The following is a 22,078-nucleotide window of genomic DNA, read 5'->3' as shown; positions in this document are numbered from 1 at the left end:
GTCAGCCGAGGTCTGCCGGGGCGCCGCCGAATTCCCGCTCCATCTCGCGCCGGGTCCGGACCGCGAGATCGGTCTCGTCGATGGCGACGTCGCGCCAGCGCACCGGCTCGCCCTCGGCGATCGGGTTCCTGAGCCGCACGTGCTGGGCGAGCCCGAGCGGGAGATAGCCCTCCGCGAGCGAGCGCCGCGCCGGGCACTGCTTCCCCCAGACCAGAAAGCCGCCCTCGCCGTCGAGCACCTCGCCTGCCGCGAGGTGGCGTTTAGCGGTCGCGACCACGTCCGAGTTGAAGCAGACGGGCGAGCCCGTCGGCTCGCGCCGGAGCGCGGCGGAGGCGACGGAGATCCCGAGCTCGAGCCCGATCATGTGCGTCGGCCGATAGAGGGAGGCGTAGCGGCCCGAGCCGTCCTGCAGCATGTGGTACTCGGCAAAGCAGCGCCGGGCGTAGTCGCTCTCCCCCTCGATCACGACATAGGTGCCCATGGCGAGGTGATGGGGCACCTCGCGGCCGTCGCGGTAGACGGACGAGGTCACCTCGGTCACGCCGGCCCGTTCCAGCACCCCGCCGCTCCCGCGCGGCTTGCAGATCTCCGCGAGCTCGAACCGGGAGGCCGGCGGGAAGCCGAGGCCGCCGCTCTGCGCCTCGAGCCCGGTCGCGTTGCACACGGCCGTCATCTCGATGCCGGACTTCGTCCCGTCCACGAACGAGTTGAACATCTTCGGGTTGATCGAAGAACGGTCGTCGATCCTGAGATACTGATCGAGGATGTCCCAGACCGTATCCGGGTTGGAGGCGTGGTAGGTCGGGAGATAGCGCGTTCCCTTCCCGGCGGCGACGACCCGGAAGCCCGCCGTGCGCGCCCAGTCCACCTGCTCGCAGATGAGCGCGGGCTGGTCGCCCCAGGCAAGGGAATAGACGACGCCGGCCTCGGCGGCGCGCCGCGCGAGAAGCGGACCGGCGAGCGCATCCGCCTCGACGTTGACCATGACGATGTGCTTGCCGGCCTCGATCGCCGCGAGACAGAACCGGATCCCGGTGCGCGGGTCTCCTGTCGCCTCGACGATCACCTCGATGGCGGGATGCCGGATCAGAGCCTCCGCATCGTCCGTCACGGCCGTTCCGCCGTCCCTCGCCGCGTCGTCGAGCGAGGCCGCCGCGTATTGCTCCCCCGGCCAGCCGGCGGAGGCGAGCTGGGATCTGGCGCGCGCGACATTCAGGTCCGCCACGCCGACGAGATGCATGCCTCCCGTCACCCGCACCTGAGACATGAACATGGTGCCGAACTTTCCGGCCCCGATGAGCCCGACCGTCACGGGACGGGCTGCTGCTGCGCGCTCGCGCAGCATGCGGCTGAGATTCATGGCGTTTCCCGGCTCGCGCTCTCCGGCGCGTCCGGGCATTCGGCCGTCCCGGGCGGGGGTGTCAAGCGAGCGCGTTGGCGAGAGCGACGAAGCCCGCCACCGGGATCTCCTCGGCCCGGGCGGTCTCCGGCAGCCCGGCCGCATCGAGCAGTTCCCGGGGATCTCGGCCGAGCCCCTTGAGGCTCTGCCGCAGCATCTTGCGCCGCTGGCCGAAGGCGGCGCGGGTGATGCGTTCGAGCGCCGCAACCGAGCACGGCAGAGGGTCGGCTCTCGGCTCGATCTGCACCACCGCGGATGTCACTTTGGGCGGCGGAACGAAGGCTTGCGGCGACACGTCGAAGAGGATGCGGGCGCGCGTGCGCCAGCCGCAGAGCACGCCGAGGCGGCCGTAATCGTCCGGCCGGCGCTCGTCGGCGACGATGCGGTCGGCGACCTCGCGCTGGAACATCAGCGTCGCGCTCGACCATCGCGGCGGCCAGTCCGGCACCGTGAGCCAGCGGACGAGGAGCGCGGTCCCGACATTGTAGGGCAGGTTTGCGACGATCCGGGCAGGCCGCGTTCCCGAGAAGAGGGCCGCCGGATCGAGCTCGAGCGCATCCGCCTCCACCACCTCGAGGCGGCCGGCATACCGCGCCCCGATCTCGGCGAGGGCCGGCAGGCAGCGCGCGTCGCGCTCCACCGCGATCACTCGCTCGGCGCCCTCGGCCAGGAGCGCACGCGTCAGCCCGCCCGGGCCTGGTCCGACCTCCAGCACCTCGTGGCCGGCGAGCGGACCTGCGGACCGGGCGATCCGGCCCGTGAGGTTGAGGTCGAAGAGGAAGTTCTGCCCGAGCGCACGTTTCGGCATGAGATCGTGCTTGTGCACGACCTCGCGCAGGGGCGGCAGGTCGTCTGGCTCCCTCACGAGTGGGGAGTCGAGTTGGTCGCGAGCCGGCCCGCGAGGCGCAGCGCGGCGATCAGGCTGTCCGGCCGCGCGATCCCGCTTCCGGCGATGTCGAAGGCCGTGCCGTGGTCGGGCGAGGTGCGGACGAAGGGAAGCCCGAGCGTGACGTTGACGGCGTCGTCGAACGCGACCGTCTTGATCGGGACGAGCGCCTGGTCGTGGTACATGGCGAGCGCGGCGTCGTAGCCCTTGCGCGCGCGGGCGTGGAACATGGTGTCCGCCGGCCAGGGTCCGGACGCCTCGATCCCTTCCGCCTGGAGCCGGTCGATGGCGGGCGCGATCACGTCCCGCTCCTCGGTGCCCATGGTACCGGCCTCGCCGGCATGTGGATTGAGACCGGCGAGCGCAAGGCGCGGTCGGGCGAGGCCGAAGCGCGTCCGGAGATCGTGCGCGACGATGCGGCCGGTCTCGACGACCAGATCCTGCGTGAGCGCGTCCGGCACGTCCTTCAGCGGGATGTGAACCGTCACGGGCACCACGGCGAGCGACTCGCTCCAGAGCATCATGACGGAACGCGGCGCCGGGCGACCGTCTTCGGCCGCGAGCGCGGCCAGGAACTCGGTATGGCCCGGATGGTGGAAGCCGGCCGCGTAGAGGACGTGCTTCGCGATCGGGCAGGTCACGACCGCCGCGGCCTCGCCGCTCCTCGTGAGTGCGACTGCCTGCTCGATCGACTCGATCGTCGCGGCGGCGCTCGCCGGGTCGGGCCGGCTTGGCTCGGCGCTCACCCGACGCGAGAGCGGCACCACCGGCAGGGCCTTGGCAAAGACCGCCTCCGCATTCTCCGGCACGACCACCCTGACCGGAACATCGAGGCCGAGCCGGGCCGCTGCCCGGGCCAGAAAATCCGGATCGGACAGGACGAAGAACGGCGGCAGGCCGTCGTCCCGGCGGAGCCACGCCTTGAGGGCGATCTCAGGCCCGATCCCGGCGGGATCGCCCTGCGTGAGCGCGAGCGGGCGCGTCATGACGCCCTTGCCGGGCGCTGGGGCGCCATCAGCGGCTCGAGACGCCGTCCGTCGTCGTGCTGCCGAGGGACTGCGAGAAGCTCGCCTGGCCGAGAGTCCGGAGTTCCAGCCGCACCAGCACGGTCCGGTCGGTCTCCCGCTCGCCCGTCGCGGCGACGCGCGGGGTCATGGCGTAGTTGATGCTGAAGGTCGTGCACTCGTCCTTGTAGCCGAGCGTCAGCCCGGCCTGGGCGATCGTGTAGGGATCGCCGCGGTTGTAGACGACCGTGTTCGCGAGCGCCTGTCCGCCCTGGGCGAGCGCCGCCGCATAGGCGTTGAAGAACGTGTCCCGATTGTCGAGGTAGCGGTCGAGGTCGAAGAGGACCGAACCGCCGATCGACCAGTTCGGCGTGATGTTCCAGGCGGCCGCCGGCTGCAGGCCCTCGCGCCGATGGAGGTAGCCGAGCGCCGGCTGCTCCTTGTAGCGCACATAGGTCAGCGAGCCCGTGATCGGCGCCCAGGGATTGAAGTTCGCGACCGCCTGCGCCTCGAAGCTCTTCACCGAGAAGTCGCCCTGGTCGAAGCGGCTGCGGGCGATCAGCGAGAAATTCTGCGTCGGGTTGACCTGAAAGCGGCTCACGAAGTCGGAGGCGCGGGTCTGCAGGCCCGATTCCGAGCCCGTATTGACCAGGTCGGGGATGCGGTAGGAGTTGCGGCCGGCGAGTTGATAGGACTGGCCGAAGAGCGCGTTCGCGGTCCAGCCGGCCGGCGTCTGCCAGTTGTACTGCAGGCCGAGATTGGCCCGCACGCCGCCCTCCGCGCGATCGTAGCCGGAGAACTTGTCCCAGTCGAACAGGGTTGTGTCGTCATAGACGAGGCTGTGCGCATCCTCGTTCGGCAGCCGGCCGATATGGGTCTCGTTCGGCCGAGCGATGATCTGCGCGATCGGCGTAAGCGTATGCGTGCCGAAATTCCCCGTATCCGCCACGAAGGGGTAGCGGTATTCCATGCCGACGGCGGGCATGGCGCGGCCGATGAACTCCTGGTCGGGGTTCACGAAATTGGCCACCATCGCGTTCTGGTACCCGGTCGTGTCGACGTGGTTGAAGAACCCGTCGGCGCGCAGATAGGTGAACGGCGTCCAGACCTGACCGACATCGTCGACGAAGGCGCGCCGCCACGAGACCTCGCCGGAGACGCGGGCGAAGTTGCCGGCAAGCCCGCGGACCAGGCAGATCCCGCGCTGGAACACGACGCAGCTCTGGTAGGCGGCGGTCGTCAGCCCCGAACCGAACGGAAAGGAGCGGTTCGCCGCCGTGATCGGGTCGAACTGCGCCGCCTCGCGCATCAGGTTCGTGAAGTTGAACTGCAGCCGGAGCTCGCCGCCGAGCGGCTGCGGGCCGTCGATGCGCTTGTCGTAGTCGAGCACCGGAGCGACGAGCGGCAGCTGCTTCTGCCAGTCCGCATAGGACAGGCCCTGGAAGTAGAAGCCGCGCAGGTCGAAGAACGAGCGGTCGCCCTGGCCGCGCAGGAAGACCTGCGAGGTGGACTCGAGCAGCAGGTAGTTCGAGGCGAGCGTCTCGCTGCGGATCTTGTAGTTCTGGAGGAACCACTTGTCCGACAGGAGCGCGATGTTCCAGCCGAACTGCCATTGCGGGTTGATGGCGAAGCGGCCGTTCGTCTCGATCATGCCGCGGCCTTCGCGGTTCGCCGGCCCGAACGGCGCGGGGAGGAAGGCGGACTGCCCCTGCTGGAAGATGCCGGCCGCGCGGATGTTGTAGGAGCCGGTGAGCAGGCGCTGGCGCCACTCGGCCTGGAGCAGCACGCCCTGGCGGGAGTAGAAGGTCGGCGCGATGGTGAGGTCGCGGTCCGGCGCGATGTCCCAGAAGAACGGGGTCGAGACGCCGAAGCCGAGCGCGGTGGAGTGGATGAAGTGCGGGGCGAGGAAGCCCGTCATCCGCTTCACGGTCGGATCCGGCGTCCAGAAATACGGCACGGCCGCAATCGGCACCCCGAGGAACTCGATGCTGGCGTTCTCGTAGTAGATCGTCCGTTCCTGGTTGTTGTGGACGATGCGCGCTGCCTTGACCTGCCAGAGGGGGGGGCGCTCCGGGTTCTCGCGGCAGGGTTCGCAGGCCGTGTAGGTTCCGCGCAGGAAGGTGGTCGTCTCGCCCTCGATCCGCTCGGCCCGGGGCGCGGAAAAGCGCGCCCGCACGGTCTCGCCGCGGTCGACGGTGGTCTGCACCACGCGTAAAGAGTCTATAAACCCTGTCTTGAAATCATCCGTGAGCTCGAATCGGGAGGCCGTGGTCACCGCGCCGGAGGAGTCGGCGAGGCGGACATTGCCCTCGGCGAAAACGCGGCTCGTGTTCCGGTCGTAGACGACCCGGTCCGCCTGGAGAGTGCGGCCCTGGTAGCTGAGCTCGACGTCGCCGGACGCCGCGATCGTGTTCCGGTCGTTGTTGTAGACGATCTCGCGCGCATCGACGAGCAGGCGCGAATCGTCTCTGCCTGCCGCGCGCTGCCGGGCTGCGATCATGTCGTTGAGCGTGCCCTGGGCCCAGGCAGGCGAGGGCAGGGCGGCGAGGAGACTCGCCACCGCGATCGCAAACCCCGCGATCGTACCCTTCAGACGCCCCATTCTCGCTCCTCGGCGAGCCCGCAGGCCGGGCTCAGCCGTCCTCTTGGTACAACAAGGCCAAGCTTCCGAGCAAACTCCCGACCACCGCCGGGAACCATGCCGCGACTGCGGGACGGACCAGCCCCGCATTGCCCAGATCGCGCATGAGTTCGGTCGCGACATACAACAGGAACCCCGCCGCGACCCCCCCGAGCATCATCCTGGCCATTCCGCCGAAGCGGACGAAGCGCAGCGATACGGACGCGGCCACGAACACCATCGCCACGAAGAGAAGCGGCCGGGCGATTAAGATGTCGTATTGCAGCCGATAGCGCGTCGCGTCGAGGCCCGCGCTCTCCCGACGTGCGATCGTTTCCGACAGTTGCCAGAACGGCACGGCCTCCGCGGGCGTGATCCGCTGACGGATCTGGCTCGGATCGAGGTTCGAGGCGAGCAGATAGGTCGCGTAGGTCTGGGGCTCCTCCACGGTCGTGAAGACCGTCGCGTCGCGGAATTCCCAGTAGCCTTCGCGCAGCGTCGCTTCCGGCGCCTCGACGCGTTCCATGAACCGGCCCTGCCGGTCGAACACGAAGGCCGAGACGCCCGTGATGGTCCGCGTCGAGCCGACGCCGCCATCGGCCTTGATCACGGCGTGGCCGTCGACGCTGCGCTGCTGGATCCAGAGGTCCTGGCCGGTGCTCCGCATGCGGCGGCCGAAAAGGTCGGCCTCGATGCGGGCGGCCTCCTCCTTCAGCGTGGCGGAGACCGGATTGTAGACGAACACCGTCAGGATCCCGAGCACGGCCGCGACCAGGATGCCGGGCTGGAGGAACTGCCAGGCGGAGATGCCGGCCGCTCGCGCTACGACGAGTTCCAGCCTCCGGCTGAGCCCGAGAAGCGTCGCCATAGCCCCGAACAGCACGGAGAACGGGAAGACCTGCTCGGCGATGGCCGGGGTGCGATAGAGCGAGAGCCGGGCCATGAGCGCCGGCGTCGCGCCTTCCGTGTCGCCCGCCCGCCGCATCAGCTCGACGAGGTCCAGCGTGAAGACGAGCGCGAAGACGGTGGCGAAGACGACGAGGATCGTCTTCACGAAGCGGAGCGAGATGTAGCGGCCGAGGGTCGCGCCGATCAGCATGGTCAGGCGCGCCCGGGCCGCAGGCGAGGGAGCGCATGGCCGGAGAGACGCGGCCTCAACCGCGCGGTCAGGCGGCCGAGCGAGGCCCGCAGGCGCGGCCCGCCCGCGATGACGGCGGTCGACAGCAGGATTGCGGCGATCGGCAGCCCATAGACCAGCCACAGCGCCCCGGCCGAGCGGGCCGAGGCGCTCGTCGCCGCGAAGATGCCGATGCGCAGCCCGACCACGGCGACGATGGCGCCGACCAGCGCCGCCCCTCGGCCCTGCCGCGTGGTGCGCGGCTCTCCGAGCGCCGCGAAGGCGATGAAGACCGAGGCGAGCGGGAACAGCCAGGACGACAGGCGATCGTGCAGCTCCGCCCGGAAACGGCCGGGCTGAGCCTTGTAGAGCGCCTCGCTCACGTCCGGCATCAGGAGGTCGCCCGTCGAGCGCTCGCGCGGCTTGTAGACGAGCTCCGCCGCCTCCTGGTTGAGTGCGGAGAGGTCGATCGCATAGCGCTCGAAGGTGACGATGGAGGAATCGACCGCGTTCGGCCGCTGTCGGTGGATGCTCCCGTTCTGGAGCACCAGGTACGAGCCGCCGTTATGCTCCACCGCCTGGCCGCGCTCGGCGAGGTAGACCGTGATCCGGCCCTGCTCGCGGCGGTCCTGGAGGAAGATGCCCAGAAGCGCGTTTCCGGCCCGTTCGCGATAGTGGAAGGTGACCCCGTTCTCCAGGGTCGTGAACTGGCCCTCCTGGGCGACGTTCGCCAGGAAGTCCGCCCGGATGCGCGTGATCAGGTCGCGGATTTCCTGGAAGCTCGACGGGATGAGGACGATGGTCAGGATCGCCACCATTCCGGCCACGAGCCCGCCGAGCGCCAGGAACGGGCGGAGCAGACGGCGCGGCGACATGCCGGCCGCGCTCATCACGATGAGCTCGCTGTCGCCGTTCAGCCGATTGAGCGCGTAGAGCGCGGCGATGAAGAGCGCCACCGGCGAGATCACGGCGACGAGGGTCGGGATGGTCAGGCCCGTGACGGTGAGGAAGACCAGGATGGTCTGGCCCTGGGCCGTCACGACGTCGAGCTGCCGCAGCGCCTGCGTCACCCAGATCACGGCGGTCAGGACGACGACGCAGGTCGCGAAGGCGGCCGCGGCGATCCTGAAGATATAGCGCTCGACGAGATTCATGCGGGAGGCCGGGATCGGGCCGGGGCTAGCCCGACGGCGGGGGCGGAGCAAGCGCCGCCGATCTTTACGGACGGAAGTTCGGCGCTTTCGGGGCCGGCGGTCGCGAAGCGACGATACGGCTCCGGTCCCGCTCTGGCGTGCGGCCACGCTTCCTGTATGGCTCTGTCGCGAGTCTGAGCCGGCGCCTCTGCCGTCGGCGATGGAGCCCGACGCGTGGACAGCATCAAGATCGAATACGTGGCCCTCGAGGAGCCGCAGGGCGGCGACCTCGTGGTCTTCGCGGGGGACGACCTTGCGGTCACGCCGCTGGCTGCCGAGCGCTTCGGAACGATCAACGATCTCCTCCGGCGGGCCGCTCCGGGCGAGCGTTTCAAGGGCAAGGCGGCGAGCACCCTCGTCGTGCCCGTCCCGGAGGGCATCCCGGGTGTGAACCGCCTCGTCGTGGTCGGGATCGGGGCGCCGGCCGATCGCGCCAACCAGGACTGGCGCAAGATCGGCGGCGTGATCGCGGGCAAGGCGCTCGGCCGGAATGCGCTCGTCGTCGCCGACCTGCCCGGGATCGAGCAGCCTGCCGAGGCCGTGGCCGAGATGGCGCTCGGGGCGAGGCTACGGGCCTACAAGTTCGATCGCTACAAGACGAAGAAGAAGGAGGATTCGGAGCCGGAAGGCGCGACGCGGCTCACCTTCGCGGTCGCTGAACTCGCCGCATGCCGCAGGGCCGACCGGCGCCGGGCGGGGCTGGCCGACGGCGTCAATCTCGCGCGCGATCTCGTGAACGAGCCGCCGAACGTCCTTTTCCCGGCCGAGTTCGCCCGCCGCGCGCAGGCGCTCGAGAAGCTCGGGGTGGAGGTGGAGATCCTGGAAGAGGAGGATCTGCGCCGCATCGGCATGCGGGCGCTCCTCGCGGTCGGGCAGGGTTCGGGTCACGGCAGCCGGGTCGCCATCATGCGGTGGAACGGCGGCCAGGCGGACGGGGCGCCGCTCGCCTTCATCGGCAAGGGCGTCTGCTTCGATTCCGGCGGTATCTCCATCAAGCCGTCGGGAGGCATGGAGGACATGAAGGGCGACATGGCGGGCGCCGCCGCCGTCGTCGGGCTCATGCACGCGCTCGCCTCGCGCAAGGCGAAGGCGAACGTCGTGGGCGCGATCGGGCTCACCGAGAACATGCCGGACGGGGACGCGCAGCGCCCGGGCGACATCATCAGGACGCTGTCAGGCCAGACGGTCGAGATGGTGAACTCGGACGCGGAGGGCCGGCTCGTCCTGGCCGACGTGCTCTGGTACGTCCAGGAGCGCTTCAAGCCCGCCTTCATGATCGATCTCGCGACCTTGACGGGTGCGATCCTGGTCGCCTTGGCCCAGGAGCATGCCGGCCTGTTCTCGAACAACGACGATCTCGCGGACAGGCTGCTCGCTTCGGGGAAGGCGACCGGCGAGAAGGTGTGGCGGATGCCGCTCGCTCCCGAATACGACAAGCTCATCGATTCCCGCTTCGCCGACATGAAGAACACGGGCGGCCGGCATGGCGGCTCGATCACCGCGGCGCAGTTCCTCCAGCGCTATGTGCAGGACACGCCCTGGGCGCATCTCGACATCGCCGGCACGGGCATGAACGCTCCCCAGACCGAGACGAACAAGTCCTGGGGCCCGGGCTGGGGCGTGCGCCTCCTCGATCACCTCGTCCGGGAATTCTACGAGAGGTGATGGTCGCGGCGGGCGCCCGAGCTACCGCGGTGCAAAATCGGGGTTGACCCGACGCATTCGAATCGTCATCTGAACCTGTCCGGGCGCCACGCGTTCTCGCATTGTCCGGACACTCACTGGAACCGATCCGTCCCATGCCAAGCGACAGTCACAGTCGATTGACCGCGCCGTCGCGGCCCGCTCTGGACGCCTGATCACCCGATCGGCTCGCCAGACCGGCTGCGGCGGCCGGTCGAAAGGTGAGCCACATGAACAACAAGCTCCGTCATCTCGCCCAGCCCGCGCCGGTCGCTGGGGTATCCCTCGTCTCCGGGTGCGTGCGGCCTGTCCCGCGCCGTGGCTGCGCGAATGCACGAGCCAGCCTCGCCGCGGCCCCGCGCCGGCTTCTTCCCCGTTTCGCCTGAACGCCAGGGAGGCGAGACATGCGCACCACCGGCATCGTCCTCTGGCTCATGATCCTCCTGGTCTTCGTGCCGATCGGCGCGGCGCACGGGATCGCCCTCTTCCTGGAAAAGGGGGATCACCCGGAGATCGCCTCCGTCGAAGATGCGGGGTCGCAGCGGGTCGTGACCCGCTGATCCCGGTCCCGGCGCGGGAACGGGCATGAGCGAGGTCTTCTTCTACCACCTGCAGCGGCAGCCGCTCGAGGCGGTGCTGCCGCGCCTCCTCGACAAGTCGCGCGAGCGCGGCTGGCGGGCGCTCGTCCGGGTCGGCGCCGAGGAACGGCTCGCCGCTCTCGACGACCACCTCTGGACCTACGCGGACGAGAGCTTCCTGCCGCACGGCACGGACCGGGAGCCCGATCCGGAGGAGCACCCGGTCCTGCTGACGACCGGCGATAGGAACCGGAACGGCGCAGCGATCCTGTTCCTGGTCGCAGGCGCGGCGGTCCCGGCCGACATCTCGGCCTTCCAGCGCGTGATGTATCTCCTCGACGGTTCGGACGAGGAGGCGGTGCAGGCCGGCCGGGAGGCCTTCCGCTTGCTCCGGGAGGCGGGGCACGAGCTCTCCTACTGGCAGCAGGACGGCGAGGGCCGCTGGGCGAAGCGCGGCTGAGCGCCCCACCGCCTCGAAAAGGGCGCGGCTCCGGTCTAGCTTCCGGGCCGATCGGAGTTCCTGATGGTCCGCGCCTTCGTCCTGTCCGCCTGCCTCGCCTTTGGGCTTCCTCACCTTGCCCTCGCGCAGCCCGCGCAGCGTCCGCCCGAGCAGGGACAGGCCGCCAACCAGAACCGCCCGCCGCAGGGCGGGCAGGAGGCCGGGGGACGCAGGCTCCCTGCCGACGTCACCACGCTGCATACGGTCGAGCTGCCCGGCCGCACGCTCCGGTTCTCGGCGACCGCCGGCTCGCTTCCGCTCGTCGACCCTCAGGGTTCCGTGCAGGCCGAGCTCGCCTATGTGGCCTACACGGCCGCCGGCGCCGATGCCCGGACGCGGCCCGTCACCTTCTTCGTGAATGGCGGGCCCGGCGCCTCGTCCGCCTATCTGCATCTCCTGGTCGCCGCACCCTGGCGCCTGCCGCTCGGACAGACCACGATCAGCCCGTCGCAATCGCCGGCGCTCGTTCCGAACGCCGAGACCTGGCTCGACTTCACCGACCTCGTCTTCATCGATCCCGTGGATACGGGCTACAGCCGCGCGAACGGCGCGCGCGAGGAAATCCGCGACCGCTACCTTTCCGTCGAGGGCGACATCGCGTCCATCACGGCCGCGATCTCGCGCTGGCTGCGCCAGAACGACCGGCTTGCCTCGCCCAAGTTCTTCGCCGGCGAGAGCTATGGCGGCTTCCGCGGCCCGATGGTCGTCCAGAAGCTCCAGACGGAGCTCGGCATCGGCATGTCCGGCGCGATCCTCCTGTCGCCCGTGCTCGATTTCGGCCTTCTCGGCCGGCCCCGGCACGACCCGATGGAGTTCGTGAGCCGGCTTCCGTCGCTCGCGGCGGCGCGGCTGGAGCGCGACGGCGTCGCGAGCCGCCAGGCGCTTGCCGAGGTCGAGCGCTATGCGGCGGGCGAGTACCTCGTCGATCTCGTGCGCGGGCTGCAGGACCGCGACGCCGTGGTGCGCCTCGGCGCGCGCGTCGCGGAGCTGACGGGCCTGCCCGCTGATCTCGTGCTGCGCCATGCCGGCCGGATCGACATGGGCACCTTCCAGCGCGAGTTCCGCCGCGGCGAGGGCCGGGTCCCGTCCGCCTACGATACCGGGGTCACGACCTTCGACGCCGACCCGACCACCGACAGGGCGGAGGGCGGGGACGCGGTGCTCACGGCCATGCAGGCGCCGCTCTCGACCGCCATGGTCGACCATCTCTGGCGCACGCTCGGCTGGCGCGTGCCGAACCAGCGCTACGAGCTCCTCAACGGCTCGGTCTCGTCATCCTGGCGCTACGGCCGGAGCCGGCAGGCGCCGCAGGTCATGGATGAGCTGAAGGAGGCGCTTGCGCTCGATCCCGACTTCCGGGTCCTGGTTGCGCACGGCCTGACGGACCTCGTCACCCCATATTTCGCAAGCGAGCTCCTGCTCCGGCAGCTTCCCGCCTATGGCGGCGAGGCCCGGGCGGTGCTGACGACCTATCCGGGCGGCCACATGTTCTACACCCGCGACGCCTCCCGGGCGGCGTTCCGGGCGGATGTCGAGCGGCTGATCGGCGAAGCGGGCGGCATGCGCGGCCGGCCGTGAAGCCTGATAAGCCTGAGGTGCATCCTGCGCATTGCCTGCATGGCTTCAGAGCCGCGGCATCGCTACGCCGCCAGCAGCATCACCGAGATCCCGACCGCGAGAAAGCAGATCGCGGCCAGGATCAGGACCACGTCCGAGGCATGGATCCCCTTTCCGCCGCGGGCAGACGACAGCATGACCGAACTCTCCGTTGAGTACGTTCATGACCCCGGTCTGTTTCGGTCGAATGTCGCGCGACCTGCGCCCGCTCCGGCTGCGCTTCAGCTGCCCTTGGCAGCCCGGCCCCAGAACACCCTGTTCACCGTCGCCAGCCGCTGCGCCACCGCGGCAAGCGCGAAGCGGTCGTGATGCCGCAGGGCCTCGTTGCGGATGGTCTCAAGGCGCCGCATCTCGGCGATGTATTCGGCTGCACTGATGTGGGACATGACGACCCCGCTGCGCATCACCGCAATGAGCTTCGCGCGGCATGGTTGACGATGCGTTAACGCGTCCGGCGCGGAGCCGTTCGCCGAACCCGCCCGGGGAAACCGCGTTGAGGGCTGGGGCTGACGAACGGAGAGATCAGATGAAGGTTACATCCGTCGTGCTGGCCGGGGCCCTCGCCCTGGTCGCTTCAGCGGCATCGGCGCAGACCTATGTCGAACGCCGGGTCACCGTCCGTCCGAGCGGCTATCTGCCGCCGCCCGCGCCGCAAGGCATGGTGAGCGCGGATGAGATCCGCGACTATCAGATGGACCAGCTCGAGATGCGGCAGGAGGCGGAGGAGCGCGCCCTGGAGATGCGCCATCTCGCCGAGCGCCGGGCGATCGATCCGGACGAGGATTGACCGTCCCTTCCGGGCGGGGCCAGCGCCCCGCCCGTCTCGAGCAGGTGCTGGCAGTCTCTCGGTCGGGGCCTCGGATCGGCGATCCGTCCACCACCGCCATGACGGGCGAGATCAGCCTCCGGTGCCTGGTCCTGCCGGTCGGCGGCATCAAGGAGAAGGTGGTCGCGGCCGCGGCCTCCGGCATCAGGCGGGTGATCCTGCCCGCCCGCAACCGGCGCGATTTCGACGAGGTTCCGGAAGAGGTGCGCGAAGCGCTCGAGTTCATCTGGCTCGAACGGGCGGAGGGTGCGGTGCAGGCGGCGCGCGACCCGGCCGCGGGGATCGCGGCCGTGACCTGATTGCATCAGGGGGTCGAATCGACCTCTCGCGTACGTTCCATTACCTGGACTCTGTCCAGCTAGACATTACGGTTATCCACAGTTGTTGCGTAGGAGGGTACCGGATGCGGCGTCCGGAAGATCAGCACGTCCGCGCCATGCGCAATCTCCTGGCGGAGGCGCGGGCCGAGAATTCCCGCATGGTGGCGGCGGCCATCGGGGGACACCTGTCCCGGATCACGAAGGAGGTCGGGGCGGTGGAAGAGCTCGACCATGCGTCCGACGTCGTTCGCGACGCGAGCCTCGACCTGCTCAAGGCCCTGCACCGCGGGAAGGACGTGAATCGGGCGAGGAGCGCGGCGCTGAGATCGGTCGAGATGCTCGAGGCGGCGCTTCCCGACCCGTCCTCGCTGACCCCCCTCGCGCCCCGCGGCGGGCAGAGCCGGCCGGCATCCCTCGGCCGTCCGCGCGCCATCCGCGAACTCGCCGGCCGCAAGCTCGCCGGCGTCCTGCCGCCTCTCTGGCGGAGCTGATCCCGGCCGGGCCGCCGGCCGTCTGGCCACGACGCGCGGGGCCGCGCTACTCTCCCGCCGGCGCCCGGCGAGGCGCGAGGGAGGACGGGCGTGAGAATGGGACTGGCTAAGTCGTTTCTGGTCGGGATCGTGGCCGCCGTGGCTGCGGCGGGCGGCGCCGAGGCGGATGCCTGGCCGCAGCGCTCGATCACCTTCATCGTGCCCTTCGCGGCGGGCGGCGGCACGGACGCTTTCGCGCGGCCCCTCGCGCAGCAGCTCGACAACCAGCTCAAGGTCCGGGTGCTGATCGAGAACCGGGCCGGCGCGGGCGGAACGGCGGGCGCCTCCGCGGCGGCGCGGGCGACCCCGGACGGCTACACCTTCTTCGTCGGGGCGACCCATCACGCGATCGCGCCTGCGATCTACCCGAATCTCAGCTACGACCTCGAGCGCGACTTCATCCCGATCGCGATGATCTCGCGCCCGCCGCACGTGGTGGTGGTCAATCCGAAGCGCGTCACGGCCAGGACGCTCGGCGAGCTGATCGCGGCCGCCAAGGCCAATCCCGACGGCCTGACCTATGCCTCCGCGGGCGTCGGCACCACCCACCATCTCGCGGCGGAGCTGTTCAAGCTGCTCACCGCCACGAAGATCCGCCACGTCCCCTACCGGGGTGCCGGCCCGGCGATGCAGGATCTCGTGGCTGGCCAGGTGGACATGGCGTTCGACGGGCTCGGCAGCTCCGCCGGCCAGATTTCGGGCGGCTACATCAACGCCCTCGCGGTCGCCGCGCCGAGCCGCAACCCGGCCATCCCGAACGTGCCGACCGCGGCCGAGGCCGGGGTTCAGGGCTACGACGTCGCCACCTGGTACGGCATCTGGGCCCCGAGGGGCACGCCGGCGGAGATCGTCGAGAAAATGCGGGCCGAGGTCGGCAAGGCGCTCGATACGGCCTACATCAAGGAGACCTGGGAGCGGAACGGGTCCGACGTCCCCAAGGTCGCCGGCGATGCCTTCGGCGCCTTCGTGACGAGCGAGATCGCGCGCTGGGGCAAGGTCGTGCGCGAGGCCGGCGTCAAGATCGAGCAATAGGGGAGGGCCGGCCGCCCCTCCCGGTCAGGCCACCTCAGGCCGCCGGAGGCCAGGTCTCGGTGTCATGGTCCGGATGCTGGCGCGACTTCATGCGGGCCAGCAATTCGGGGCCGGTCCCCGCTTCGGTCGTCTCCTCCGGGAGCTCGTGAAGACGCGCAAAGGCCGGGCGGCGGTTCTCGATGCCGTATTGCATGACCGGCTCGACGCGGTCCGGCTCGTCGAGCGACCCTATGGAGATGGAGATGCGGTCGATCTCCAGGACGCTGTAGTAGAGCGGCGTCCCGCAATCCCGGCAGAAGCCGCGCTCCACCGCCTCCGAGGAGCGGAACGAGCCCGGCCGGCCGCGCGTCCAGACGAGGTCCGCCCGCTTCACCCCTGCCAAGGGCGCGATGTAGTTGCCGAACGCCTTCTGGCACATCCGGCAATGGCAGATGGACGGCTCGGTCGGTTTGCTGAGCAGACGGTAGCGCACCGCGCCGCATTGGCAGCCGCCGCTAAGATGGACGGAGTTCGGCACCGCGCTCATCGCTCCCTCCCCGTCGTGGCCGGGTTCGACCCGGCCGTGCGGCCGCTCCCCGCAATGCGAGCGCTGCAAGTTCCGGGCGGTCCGGACCGCGCCGCCGAGCGAAACGGCCTCGCGGAAGGCCGGGTCGAGCCCAGCCCTCCGCGGAGCGGTAACTCAGGCCGCCATGGCCTTCTTCAGGTTCTCGTCGATCTTGTCGAGGAAGCCGGTGGTGGACAGCCATTTCTGATCGGCGCCGACGAGGAGCGCGAGGTCCTTGGTCATGTAGCCGGACTCGACCGTGTCGACGCAGACCTTCTCCAGCGTCTCGGCGAAGCGCTTCAGCTCGGCATTGTCGTCGAGCTTGGCGCGGTGCAGCAGGCCGCGCGTCCAGGCGAAGATCGAGGCCATCGAGTTCGTCGAGGTCTCCTTGCCCTTCTGGTGCTCGCGATAGTGACGCGTGACCGTGCCGTGCGCCGCCTCCGCCTCGACCGTCCGGCCGTCCGGCGTCATCAGCACGGAGGTCATCAGGCCGAGCGAGCCGAAGCCCTGCGCGGCCGTGTCGGACTGCACGTCGCCGTCGTAGTTCTTGCACGCCCAGACATAGCCGCCTGACCACTTCAGGCACGCCGCCACCATGTCGTCGATCAGCCGGTGCTCGTAGGTCAGCCCCAGCGCCTGGAACTGCGACTTGAACTCGGAATCGTAGATCTCCTGGAAGATGTCCTTGAAGCGGCCGTCATAGGCCTTGAGGATCGTGTTCTTCGTCGAGAGATAGACCGGGTACTTGCGGGCGAGCCCGTAATTGAACGAGGCGCGGGCGAAGTCGCGGATCGACTGGTCGAGATTGTACATCGACATCGCGACGCCGGCCTCGGGGAACTTGAACACCTCCTTCTCGATGACGGTGCCGTCCTCGCCCTCGAACTTGATGGTCAGCCGGCCCTTGCCGGGCACCTTGAAGTCGGTCGCGCGGTACTGGTCGCCATAGGCGTGGCGGCCGATCACGAAGGGCTGCGTCCAGCCGGGCACGAGGCGCGGCACGTTCTTGCAGATGATCGGCTCGCGGAAGATGACGCCGCCCAGGATGTTGCGGATCGTGCCGTTCGGCGACTTCCACATCTCCTTGAGGCCGAACTCCTTCACGCGCGCCTCGTCGGGCGTGATGGTCGCGCATTTCACGCCGACGCCGACCTTCTTGATCGCCTCGGCGGCGTCGATCGTGACCTGGTCGTTGGTCGCGTCGCGGTGCTCGATCCCGAGATCGAAATACTGGAGCTCGAGATCGAGATAGGGATGGATCAGCTTGTCCTTGATGAGCTGCCAGATGATCCGGGTCATCTCGTCGCCGTCGAGCTCGACGACGGGGTTGGCCACCTTGATCTTGGGCATTGTCGCTCACCTTGGGTTTGGGGCCGGCGGCCCCGTCTCACTGACGCGGCCCGCTCATAGCGCGCTGCAGCGGAGCCGGAAAGGCGCTGCCGGCCGGCACGGCACCATCGGGGCGCGGCAGGGCAGGTCGGCCCGAGCGTTCCCTACCGAACAAAGCGGGACGGATCCCGAACGGATTTCCCCGGGGGCAAGTTGGGCTCGCGACCGCGTTGACGGGAATGCCCGCCCGCAACGCGGCGGCATCTCGTTCGTTGACCAGGCCCGACCCCGAGGAGACAGCCCGATGAAAGCGCTCGTTTGGCACGGCACGCAGGACATCCGCTGCGACAGCGTGCCGGACCCGGAGATCGAGGATCCCCGCGACGCCATCATCAAGGTCACGAGCTGCGCGATCTGCGGCTCCGACCTCCATCTCTACGACCATTTCATGCCCGGCATGCAGAAGGGCGACATCCTGGGCCACGAGACGATGGGCGAGGTGGTGGAGGTGGGCTCGGCGGCGAAAGGCGCCCTCAAGGTCGGCGACCGCGTCGTGATCCCCTTCACGATCTTCTGCGGCGAGTGCGACCAGTGCAAGCGCGGCTTCTACTCCGTGTGCGAGCGCTCGAACCGGAACAAGGCCATCGCCGACAAGGTGTTCGGCCATTCGACCGCCGGGCTCTTCGGCTACTCGCACCTGACCGGCGGCTACCCGGGCGGCCAGGCCGAGTACCTGCGGGTGCCCTTCGCCGACAAGACGCATATCAAGGTGCCGAAGGGCATTCCGGACGAGAAGCTGCTCTTCCTGTCGGACATCTTCCCGACCGGCTGGCAGGCCGCCGTGCAATGCGAGATCGAGCCGAACGACACGGTCGCGATCTGGGGCGCGGGGCCGGTCGGCCAGATGGCCGTGCGCTCGGCGGTTCTGCTGGGTGCGAAACAGGTCGTCTGCATCGACCGGCTGCCCGAGCGCCTCTCGATGGCCGCCGCGGGCGGCGCCATCACGATCAACTTCGAGGAGGAGAGCGTCGTCGAGCGGCTGAACGAGCTGACCGGCGGCAAGGGCCCGGAGAAGTGCATCGACTGCGTCGGGCTCGAGGCCCATTCCACGAGCACGCTCGACGCGATGTACGACCGCGCCAAGCAGGCGATGTTCCTGGAAACCGACCGCCCGCATGTCCTGCGCGAGATGATCTATGTCTGCCGGCCGGCGGGCGTCCTCTCGATCCCGGGGGTCTATGGCGGGCTGCTCGACAAGATCCCGTTCGGGGCGGCCATGAACAAGGGCCTGACCTTCCGGATGGGCCAGACGCATGTGAACCGCTGGACGGACGACCTGTTGCGCCGGATCGAGGAGGGGCAGATCGACCCCTCCTTCGTCATCACGCACAAGGTCGGGCTCGAGGACGGGCCCGAGATGTACAAGGTATTCCGCGACAAGCAGGACGGCTGCATCAAGGTCTTCATCCAGCCCTGACGAGGTGATCCCATGGCCAACACGCTTCCCCGGACGGCCCTGAAGGGTCGCTCGCAATCCGCCAACGACAAGCTCGCCTCGGGGCTCGGCTGGTTCTCCATCGCGCTCGGGGCGGCCGAGCTCTTCGCCCCGCGCGCGCTCTGCCGCTGGCTCGGCATGGAAGGTCACGAGAACCTCATCCGCGCCTATGGCGTCCGGGAGGTCGCGACAGGCGTCGCGATCCTCGGCAGCCACGACCCGCAGCCCTGGATCTGGGGCCGGGTCGGCGGCGACGGGCTCGACCTGGCGACGCTCGCCACCGGCCTGCACGGCGACAATCCCCGGAAGGGGAACGTGATGGTGGCGATGGCCGCCGTCGCCGGGGTGACCGCGATCGACGTGCTCTGCGCGAACGGCCTCACGGCCGAGAAGGGCGGGCCCGCGACGGCGATTGCGGATTATTCGGACAGGTCCGGCTTCCCGCGCGGCGTCGAGGCCTCGCGCGGCCTCGCCCTCGACGTGCAGCCGCAGAACCGTCTCACGACCCCCGAGACGCAGCGCGCCTTCCCGCACGCGAGCACCTGAGGCGCGGGAGCGGCTTGCGCCGGCCCGCCGGCGTGCCAGGATCGCATCCTGGCGGCAGGTGCGGGACGGATGGGGCTGCATTCCAGATTGTGGCGGCGCGTGGGGCGGTCCGTCGCGACCGCGGTTCTGCTGGCCAGCTTCGCGCCGCAGGGCGCGACGGCTTCCGACGGGGTTGCCGCGCGGGTGCTCCGGTTGGCGCAAGCCGCCGGCGACGATTCGGCCTGGAGGGCGCTCGAGGCCGAGCAGGAGCGGCGCCGGCGCGCCCGCGAGCGATCCTCGCCAACCCTCGGCGATCCCGCGGCCGCGGCTCCGACGCAGCCTCGCGCGGCCGGACAGGGCCGCGTCGATCCGAGGCGGGAGGTGAAGCGCAGGGAGCCCAAGCCCGAACCCGTGCGGGCCAGGCGCAGCGTGCTCCGGGAGGCGCCCGAGCCGCGCCCGCGCCGCGCTGCGCCGGCACGCTCCGCTGCCGCCCCGGCTCCCCTGGCCGCAGCGCCGCGCATCTCGCCTGCGGCCGAACGCGCCAGAAGCTGCTATGCGGCGGTCGGCATCCCGGCCGACGCCGCCGGCCGCCCGCTGCGAGATCCTGCCACGGCCGGGGAGCGGAGCCAGGAGGCGTTCATCCGCTGCGTGGACAGGCGCTGAACCCGACGCGCCGGGCCCGCGTAACCGATCGGCAAGGTCGGCGGTGTAGCCCTGCGGCAGATCGAGGGATCGGGGATGTCGCGGGACGATCTGGCTGCCTTCCGTCGCATGCGGGCCTGTCTCGCCGGGATCGTGGATCTCGATCCGGAGGGCGTGCCGCAGCGTCTGGCCGAACTCGATCGCGAGATCGAGCGGCTCGAGCGCCTGCTCGGGGATGAGCCCGAGCCGGGCTCCGGTCAGCGCACGCGCCTGGAGGTCATCCCGATCGGCGCGCCCGTCAAAGCAGCTTGAGGAAGCCGGCGAACCGCATCAGCCCTTCCGGCCAGGGCCCGTAACCGCTCTCGGCGTTCATGTGGCCTGCCTGCCCGGCATCGACGATGGCCGAACCCCAGGAATAGGCGAAATCCTCCGCCCGCTCGTAGATGCAGTAGGGGTCGTCCCGGCTCGCGACGAGGACTGACGGGAAGGGCAGGGGATCGCGCGGCAGCGGGCTGAAGGCCGGATCGATCTCGGACGGCATGTCGGGCCGCTCCACGTCGGGCAGGCCGACCAGGAATGCCCCCGCGACGGCCCCCGGCGCGAAACGGCCGGCCGCATGCACGACGGTCGGCACCCCGAGCGAATGGGCCACCAGGATGACCGGGCGCGCGCTCGCCGCGACCTCGGACGCGACCCGCTCCGTCCAGAGTTCGCGGATCGGGCGCTCCCAGTCGGCCTGCTCCACCCGCCTTGCGGTCGAAAGCTTCTGCTCCCAGCGGGTCTGCCAGTGATCGGGCCCGGAGCCGGACAGGCCGGGCACGATCAGGATGTCGGCGTCGGAGGTGCGCATCGGCCCGAGGTAGCGTCTCCGGCGCGGGAGGTCGAGGCTCGGCTATTCCGCCGCGACCTGGAGGCGCGTCTCCTCCGCGCGCCGAAGCATCTCCTCGTTCCGAGCGATATAGTCACGGGTGATCGGGAGCACGTCGTTCCGCTTCGCGAGCTGGATCTGGAACACGACGACGTCCTCCCAGCGGAAGGCCGCCTCGGAGAGGGCGAGGTAGAACTCCCACATCCGGCAGAAGCGCTCGTCGTAGAGAGCGAGCGCCTCGTCCCGGCGGGCCAGGAAGCGCTCGCGCCACGCCTTCAGCGTCTCGGCATAGTGAAGCCGAAGCACCTCGATATCCGTCACCATCAGGCCCGAGCGCTCGATGGCCGGCATCACCTCGGCGAGCGTCGGGAGGTGCCCGCCCGGGAAGATGTACTTGCGGATCCAGGGATTGGTGTAGCCCGGCTCGCCCGTGCGCCCGATCGTGTGGAGCAGCATCACGCCGTCCTCGGCGAGGAGCCGCGCGGCGGCCTCGAAATAGGCCCCGTAGTCCTTCGGGCCGACATGCTCGAACATGCCGACCGAGACGATCCGGTCGAACCGGCCCTGCGTCGCCCGGTAATCCTCCATCTCGAAGGCGACGCGGTCGGACAGCCCGGCCTCGGCCGCGCTCCGCCGCGAGGCGGCGAGCTGCTCCGCGGACAGCGTGATGCCGCGCACGCGCTCGGCCCCGGCATAGCGGGCGAGGTACATCGCGAGACCGCCCCAGCCGCTGCCGATCTCGAGCACGTCGTCGCCGGGACGGATCGCGAGCTTTGCCGCGATGTGGCGCTGCTTGGCCCGCTGCGCGTCGTCGAGCGCCTGGCCCTCATGCTCGAAATACGCGCAGGAATATTGCCGGTGCCGGTCGAGGAAGAGATCGTAGAGCCGTCCGGAGAGGTCGTAATGGTGCGCGACATTGGCCCGGGCGAGCCGTGCGTCGTTGCGTCCGGCGAGGCGCCAGGCGAGCGAGCGCAGCTTCGCGATCGTCGGAATGGGAAGCTTGGAGCGCTCGGCGCGGCTGTCCTGCAGGAGGAGCTGCAGGAATTCCATGAGGGTCCCCTCCTCGATGACGAGCCGGCCATCCATGTAGAGCTCGCCGAGCGTGAGCTCCGGATCGATCACGAGCGCCCTTGTGGCTCCCTCGCCCACCAGCCGGACAGCCACCCGCGGCGCCGTTCCGTCTCCCGCACGATGAACTTCGCCCGTCTCGGCCGTGACCTCGAGCGACCCCCGCTGCACAAAGGCGGCAAGGGCTTTGGCTAGAAGGCGATCGAACACCATCGGCGCAGTCCCGAAGGCAAACCCGACAGAGACAGGATTCGCCGAAGCTCGGCCGTTCGCAAGTGCCTCAGGCATGCCTTCTGCGCATGT

The 22,078-nt window shown here is 69.8% G+C and carries 22 protein-coding genes and 1 pseudogene; 12 read left to right on the top strand and 11 right to left on the bottom strand.

Annotated features, from left to right (window positions below; all coding sequences use genetic code 11):
• Position 1: 1 nt before the first annotated feature.
• The 6 genes from HJG44_RS09465 to lptF form a co-directional block, all read right to left on the bottom strand.
• A complete protein-coding gene (locus tag HJG44_RS09465) occupies positions 2-1,360 on the bottom strand; it encodes an NAD(P)H-dependent oxidoreductase (protein WP_171218066.1) in 1,359 nt (452 codons plus the stop codon).
• A 61-nt stretch (positions 1,361-1,421) separates the two neighbouring features.
• A complete protein-coding gene (rsmA, locus tag HJG44_RS09460) occupies positions 1,422-2,207 on the bottom strand; it encodes a 16S rRNA (adenine(1518)-N(6)/adenine(1519)-N(6))-dimethyltransferase RsmA (RefSeq protein ID WP_246736166.1) in 786 nt (261 codons plus the stop codon).
• 53 nt (positions 2,208-2,260) lie between these two features.
• Entirely contained in the window at positions 2,261-3,271 is a 1,011-nt protein-coding gene (gene pdxA, locus HJG44_RS09455; protein ID WP_171218064.1) for a 4-hydroxythreonine-4-phosphate dehydrogenase PdxA, read from the bottom strand.
• A gap of 28 nt (positions 3,272-3,299) precedes the next feature.
• Complete coding sequence (locus tag HJG44_RS09450) at positions 3,300-5,891, bottom strand: LPS-assembly protein LptD (RefSeq protein ID WP_171218063.1); 2,592 nt, start codon at positions 5,889-5,891, stop codon at positions 3,300-3,302.
• Between the two features lie 31 nt (positions 5,892-5,922).
• The gene (gene lptG, locus HJG44_RS09445; protein ID WP_171218062.1) at positions 5,923-7,008 is read right to left on the bottom strand and encodes an LPS export ABC transporter permease LptG; all 1,086 of its coding nucleotides are present in this window, start codon (positions 7,006-7,008) and stop codon (positions 5,923-5,925) included.
• Between the two features lie 2 nt (positions 7,009-7,010).
• Positions 7,011-8,180, bottom strand: a complete 1,170-nt coding sequence (gene lptF / locus HJG44_RS09440) for an LPS export ABC transporter permease LptF (protein ID WP_171218061.1) — start codon at positions 8,178-8,180, stop codon at positions 7,011-7,013.
• 213 nt (positions 8,181-8,393) lie between these two features.
• Between lptF and HJG44_RS09435 the strand changes: the two genes are divergently transcribed.
• The 4 genes from HJG44_RS09435 (at position 8,394) to HJG44_RS09420 (ending at position 12,557) form a co-directional block, all read left to right on the top strand.
• A complete protein-coding gene (locus tag HJG44_RS09435; RefSeq protein ID WP_171218060.1) occupies positions 8,394-9,884 on the top strand; it encodes a leucyl aminopeptidase in 1,491 nt (496 codons plus the stop codon).
• Between the two features lie 422 nt (positions 9,885-10,306).
• The gene (locus HJG44_RS09430; RefSeq protein ID WP_171218059.1) at positions 10,307-10,462 is read left to right on the top strand and encodes a hypothetical protein; all 156 of its coding nucleotides are present in this window, start codon (positions 10,307-10,309) and stop codon (positions 10,460-10,462) included.
• A gap of 25 nt (positions 10,463-10,487) precedes the next feature.
• On the top strand, positions 10,488-10,940 hold the full coding sequence (locus HJG44_RS09425; RefSeq protein WP_171218058.1) for a DNA polymerase III subunit chi: 453 nt from the start codon (positions 10,488-10,490) through the stop codon (positions 10,938-10,940).
• A 63-nt stretch (positions 10,941-11,003) separates the two neighbouring features.
• Positions 11,004-12,557 (top strand): S10 family peptidase, encoded by a 1,554-nt coding sequence (locus tag HJG44_RS09420; protein ID WP_171218057.1) that lies wholly within the window; start codon positions 11,004-11,006, stop codon positions 12,555-12,557.
• A 260-nt stretch (positions 12,558-12,817) separates the two neighbouring features.
• Here the strand turns inward: HJG44_RS09420 and HJG44_RS09415 are convergent, their stop codons facing one another.
• Complete coding sequence (locus HJG44_RS09415; RefSeq protein ID WP_171218056.1) at positions 12,818-12,982, bottom strand: hypothetical protein; 165 nt, start codon at positions 12,980-12,982, stop codon at positions 12,818-12,820.
• A gap of 140 nt (positions 12,983-13,122) precedes the next feature.
• Between HJG44_RS09415 and HJG44_RS09410 the strand changes: the two genes are divergently transcribed.
• The 4 genes and pseudogenes from HJG44_RS09410 (at position 13,123) to HJG44_RS09395 (ending at position 15,304) form a co-directional block, all read left to right on the top strand.
• A complete protein-coding gene (locus tag HJG44_RS09410; protein ID WP_171218055.1) occupies positions 13,123-13,383 on the top strand; it encodes a hypothetical protein in 261 nt (86 codons plus the stop codon).
• Between the two features lie 86 nt (positions 13,384-13,469).
• A pseudogene (locus HJG44_RS09405) lies at positions 13,470-13,721 on the top strand (S16 family serine protease); the annotation flags it as partial.
• Between the two features lie 104 nt (positions 13,722-13,825).
• Entirely contained in the window at positions 13,826-14,233 is a 408-nt protein-coding gene (locus tag HJG44_RS09400; RefSeq protein WP_171218054.1) for a hypothetical protein, read from the top strand.
• Positions 14,234-14,329: 96 nt separating this feature from the next.
• Positions 14,330-15,304 carry a Bug family tripartite tricarboxylate transporter substrate binding protein gene (locus HJG44_RS09395; RefSeq protein ID WP_171218053.1) on the top strand — a complete coding sequence of 325 codons (975 nt, stop codon included), beginning with the start codon at positions 14,330-14,332 and terminating at the stop codon, positions 15,302-15,304.
• Between the two features lie 34 nt (positions 15,305-15,338).
• Here HJG44_RS09395 and HJG44_RS09390 read toward each other — a convergent pair whose 3' ends face one another.
• Together HJG44_RS09390 and HJG44_RS09385 are read right to left on the bottom strand one after the other, a co-directional pair.
• Positions 15,339-15,830: a GFA family protein gene (locus HJG44_RS09390; RefSeq protein WP_171218052.1), complete on the bottom strand. Its 492-nt coding sequence runs from the start codon at positions 15,828-15,830 to the stop codon at positions 15,339-15,341.
• Between the two features lie 153 nt (positions 15,831-15,983).
• Complete coding sequence (locus tag HJG44_RS09385; protein ID WP_171218051.1) at positions 15,984-17,198, bottom strand: NADP-dependent isocitrate dehydrogenase; 1,215 nt, start codon at positions 17,196-17,198, stop codon at positions 15,984-15,986.
• Positions 17,199-17,481: 283 nt separating this feature from the next.
• Between HJG44_RS09385 and HJG44_RS09380 the strand changes: the two genes are divergently transcribed.
• From HJG44_RS09380 to HJG44_RS09365, 4 genes are all read left to right on the top strand, one after another.
• Positions 17,482-18,654 carry a zinc-dependent alcohol dehydrogenase gene (locus tag HJG44_RS09380; RefSeq protein ID WP_171218050.1) on the top strand — a complete coding sequence of 391 codons (1,173 nt, stop codon included), beginning with the start codon at positions 17,482-17,484 and terminating at the stop codon, positions 18,652-18,654.
• Positions 18,655-18,666: 12 nt separating this feature from the next.
• Positions 18,667-19,218, top strand: a complete 552-nt coding sequence (locus HJG44_RS09375) for a cyclase dehydrase (RefSeq protein WP_171218049.1) — start codon at positions 18,667-18,669, stop codon at positions 19,216-19,218.
• A 99-nt stretch (positions 19,219-19,317) separates the two neighbouring features.
• Positions 19,318-19,860, top strand: a complete 543-nt coding sequence (locus HJG44_RS09370) for a hypothetical protein (protein WP_171217336.1) — start codon at positions 19,318-19,320, stop codon at positions 19,858-19,860.
• A 75-nt stretch (positions 19,861-19,935) separates the two neighbouring features.
• Positions 19,936-20,151: a hypothetical protein gene (locus HJG44_RS09365; RefSeq protein ID WP_171218048.1), complete on the top strand. Its 216-nt coding sequence runs from the start codon at positions 19,936-19,938 to the stop codon at positions 20,149-20,151.
• On the opposite strand, the gene HJG44_RS09360 is transcribed toward HJG44_RS09365, so the two are convergent.
• Together HJG44_RS09360 and HJG44_RS09355 are read right to left on the bottom strand one after the other, a co-directional pair.
• Entirely contained in the window at positions 20,138-20,689 is a 552-nt protein-coding gene (locus tag HJG44_RS09360; protein WP_171218047.1) for an RBBP9/YdeN family alpha/beta hydrolase, read from the bottom strand. The genes HJG44_RS09365 and HJG44_RS09360 overlap by 14 nt on opposite strands.
• A 42-nt stretch (positions 20,690-20,731) precedes the next feature.
• Positions 20,732-21,988: a cyclopropane fatty acid synthase gene (locus HJG44_RS09355; protein ID WP_171218046.1), complete on the bottom strand. Its 1,257-nt coding sequence runs from the start codon at positions 21,986-21,988 to the stop codon at positions 20,732-20,734.
• Positions 21,989-22,078 lie beyond the last annotated feature (90 nt).

Source organism: Enterovirga aerilata (genome assembly GCF_013044135.1).
GTDB classification, from domain to species: Bacteria; Pseudomonadota; Alphaproteobacteria; order Rhizobiales; family Beijerinckiaceae; genus Enterovirga; species Enterovirga aerilata.
Note: the sequence above shows the minus strand (reverse complement) of the source record. Positions and strands in the feature narration are given on the sequence as shown.

Excerpts from the sequence above, each read along its gene's own strand:
- HJG44_RS09465 (WP_171218066.1), bottom strand. The coding sequence starts at position 1,360 with ATGAATCTCAGCCGCATGCTGCGCGAGCGCGCAGCAGCAGCCCGTCCC.
- rsmA (WP_246736166.1), bottom strand. The coding sequence starts at position 2,207 with ATGCCGAAACGTGCGCTCGGGCAGAACTTCCTCTTCGACCTCAACCTC.
- pdxA (WP_171218064.1), bottom strand. The coding sequence starts at position 3,271 with ATGACGCGCCCGCTCGCGCTCACGCAGGGCGATCCCGCCGGGATCGGG.
- HJG44_RS09450 (WP_171218063.1), bottom strand. The coding sequence starts at position 5,891 with ATGGGGCGTCTGAAGGGTACGATCGCGGGGTTTGCGATCGCGGTGGCG.
- lptG (WP_171218062.1), bottom strand. The coding sequence starts at position 7,008 with ATGCTGATCGGCGCGACCCTCGGCCGCTACATCTCGCTCCGCTTCGTG.
- lptF (WP_171218061.1), bottom strand. The coding sequence starts at position 8,180 with ATGAATCTCGTCGAGCGCTATATCTTCAGGATCGCCGCGGCCGCCTTC.
- HJG44_RS09430 (WP_171218059.1), top strand. The coding sequence starts at position 10,307 with ATGCGCACCACCGGCATCGTCCTCTGGCTCATGATCCTCCTGGTCTTC.
- HJG44_RS09425 (WP_171218058.1), top strand. The coding sequence starts at position 10,488 with ATGAGCGAGGTCTTCTTCTACCACCTGCAGCGGCAGCCGCTCGAGGCG.
- HJG44_RS09420 (WP_171218057.1), top strand. The coding sequence starts at position 11,004 with ATGGTCCGCGCCTTCGTCCTGTCCGCCTGCCTCGCCTTTGGGCTTCCT.
- HJG44_RS09415 (WP_171218056.1), bottom strand. The coding sequence starts at position 12,982 with ATGTCCCACATCAGTGCAGCCGAATACATCGCCGAGATGCGGCGCCTT.
- HJG44_RS09410 (WP_171218055.1), top strand. The coding sequence starts at position 13,123 with ATGAAGGTTACATCCGTCGTGCTGGCCGGGGCCCTCGCCCTGGTCGCT.
- HJG44_RS09400 (WP_171218054.1), top strand. The coding sequence starts at position 13,826 with ATGCGGCGTCCGGAAGATCAGCACGTCCGCGCCATGCGCAATCTCCTG.
- HJG44_RS09395 (WP_171218053.1), top strand. The coding sequence starts at position 14,330 with ATGGGACTGGCTAAGTCGTTTCTGGTCGGGATCGTGGCCGCCGTGGCT.
- HJG44_RS09390 (WP_171218052.1), bottom strand. The coding sequence starts at position 15,830 with ATGAGCGCGGTGCCGAACTCCGTCCATCTTAGCGGCGGCTGCCAATGC.
- HJG44_RS09385 (WP_171218051.1), bottom strand. The coding sequence starts at position 17,198 with ATGCCCAAGATCAAGGTGGCCAACCCCGTCGTCGAGCTCGACGGCGAC.
- HJG44_RS09380 (WP_171218050.1), top strand. The coding sequence starts at position 17,482 with ATGAAAGCGCTCGTTTGGCACGGCACGCAGGACATCCGCTGCGACAGC.
- HJG44_RS09375 (WP_171218049.1), top strand. The coding sequence starts at position 18,667 with ATGGCCAACACGCTTCCCCGGACGGCCCTGAAGGGTCGCTCGCAATCC.
- HJG44_RS09365 (WP_171218048.1), top strand. The coding sequence starts at position 19,936 with ATGTCGCGGGACGATCTGGCTGCCTTCCGTCGCATGCGGGCCTGTCTC.
- HJG44_RS09360 (WP_171218047.1), bottom strand. The coding sequence starts at position 20,689 with ATGCGCACCTCCGACGCCGACATCCTGATCGTGCCCGGCCTGTCCGGC.
- HJG44_RS09355 (WP_171218046.1), bottom strand. The coding sequence starts at position 21,988 with ATGGTGTTCGATCGCCTTCTAGCCAAAGCCCTTGCCGCCTTTGTGCAG.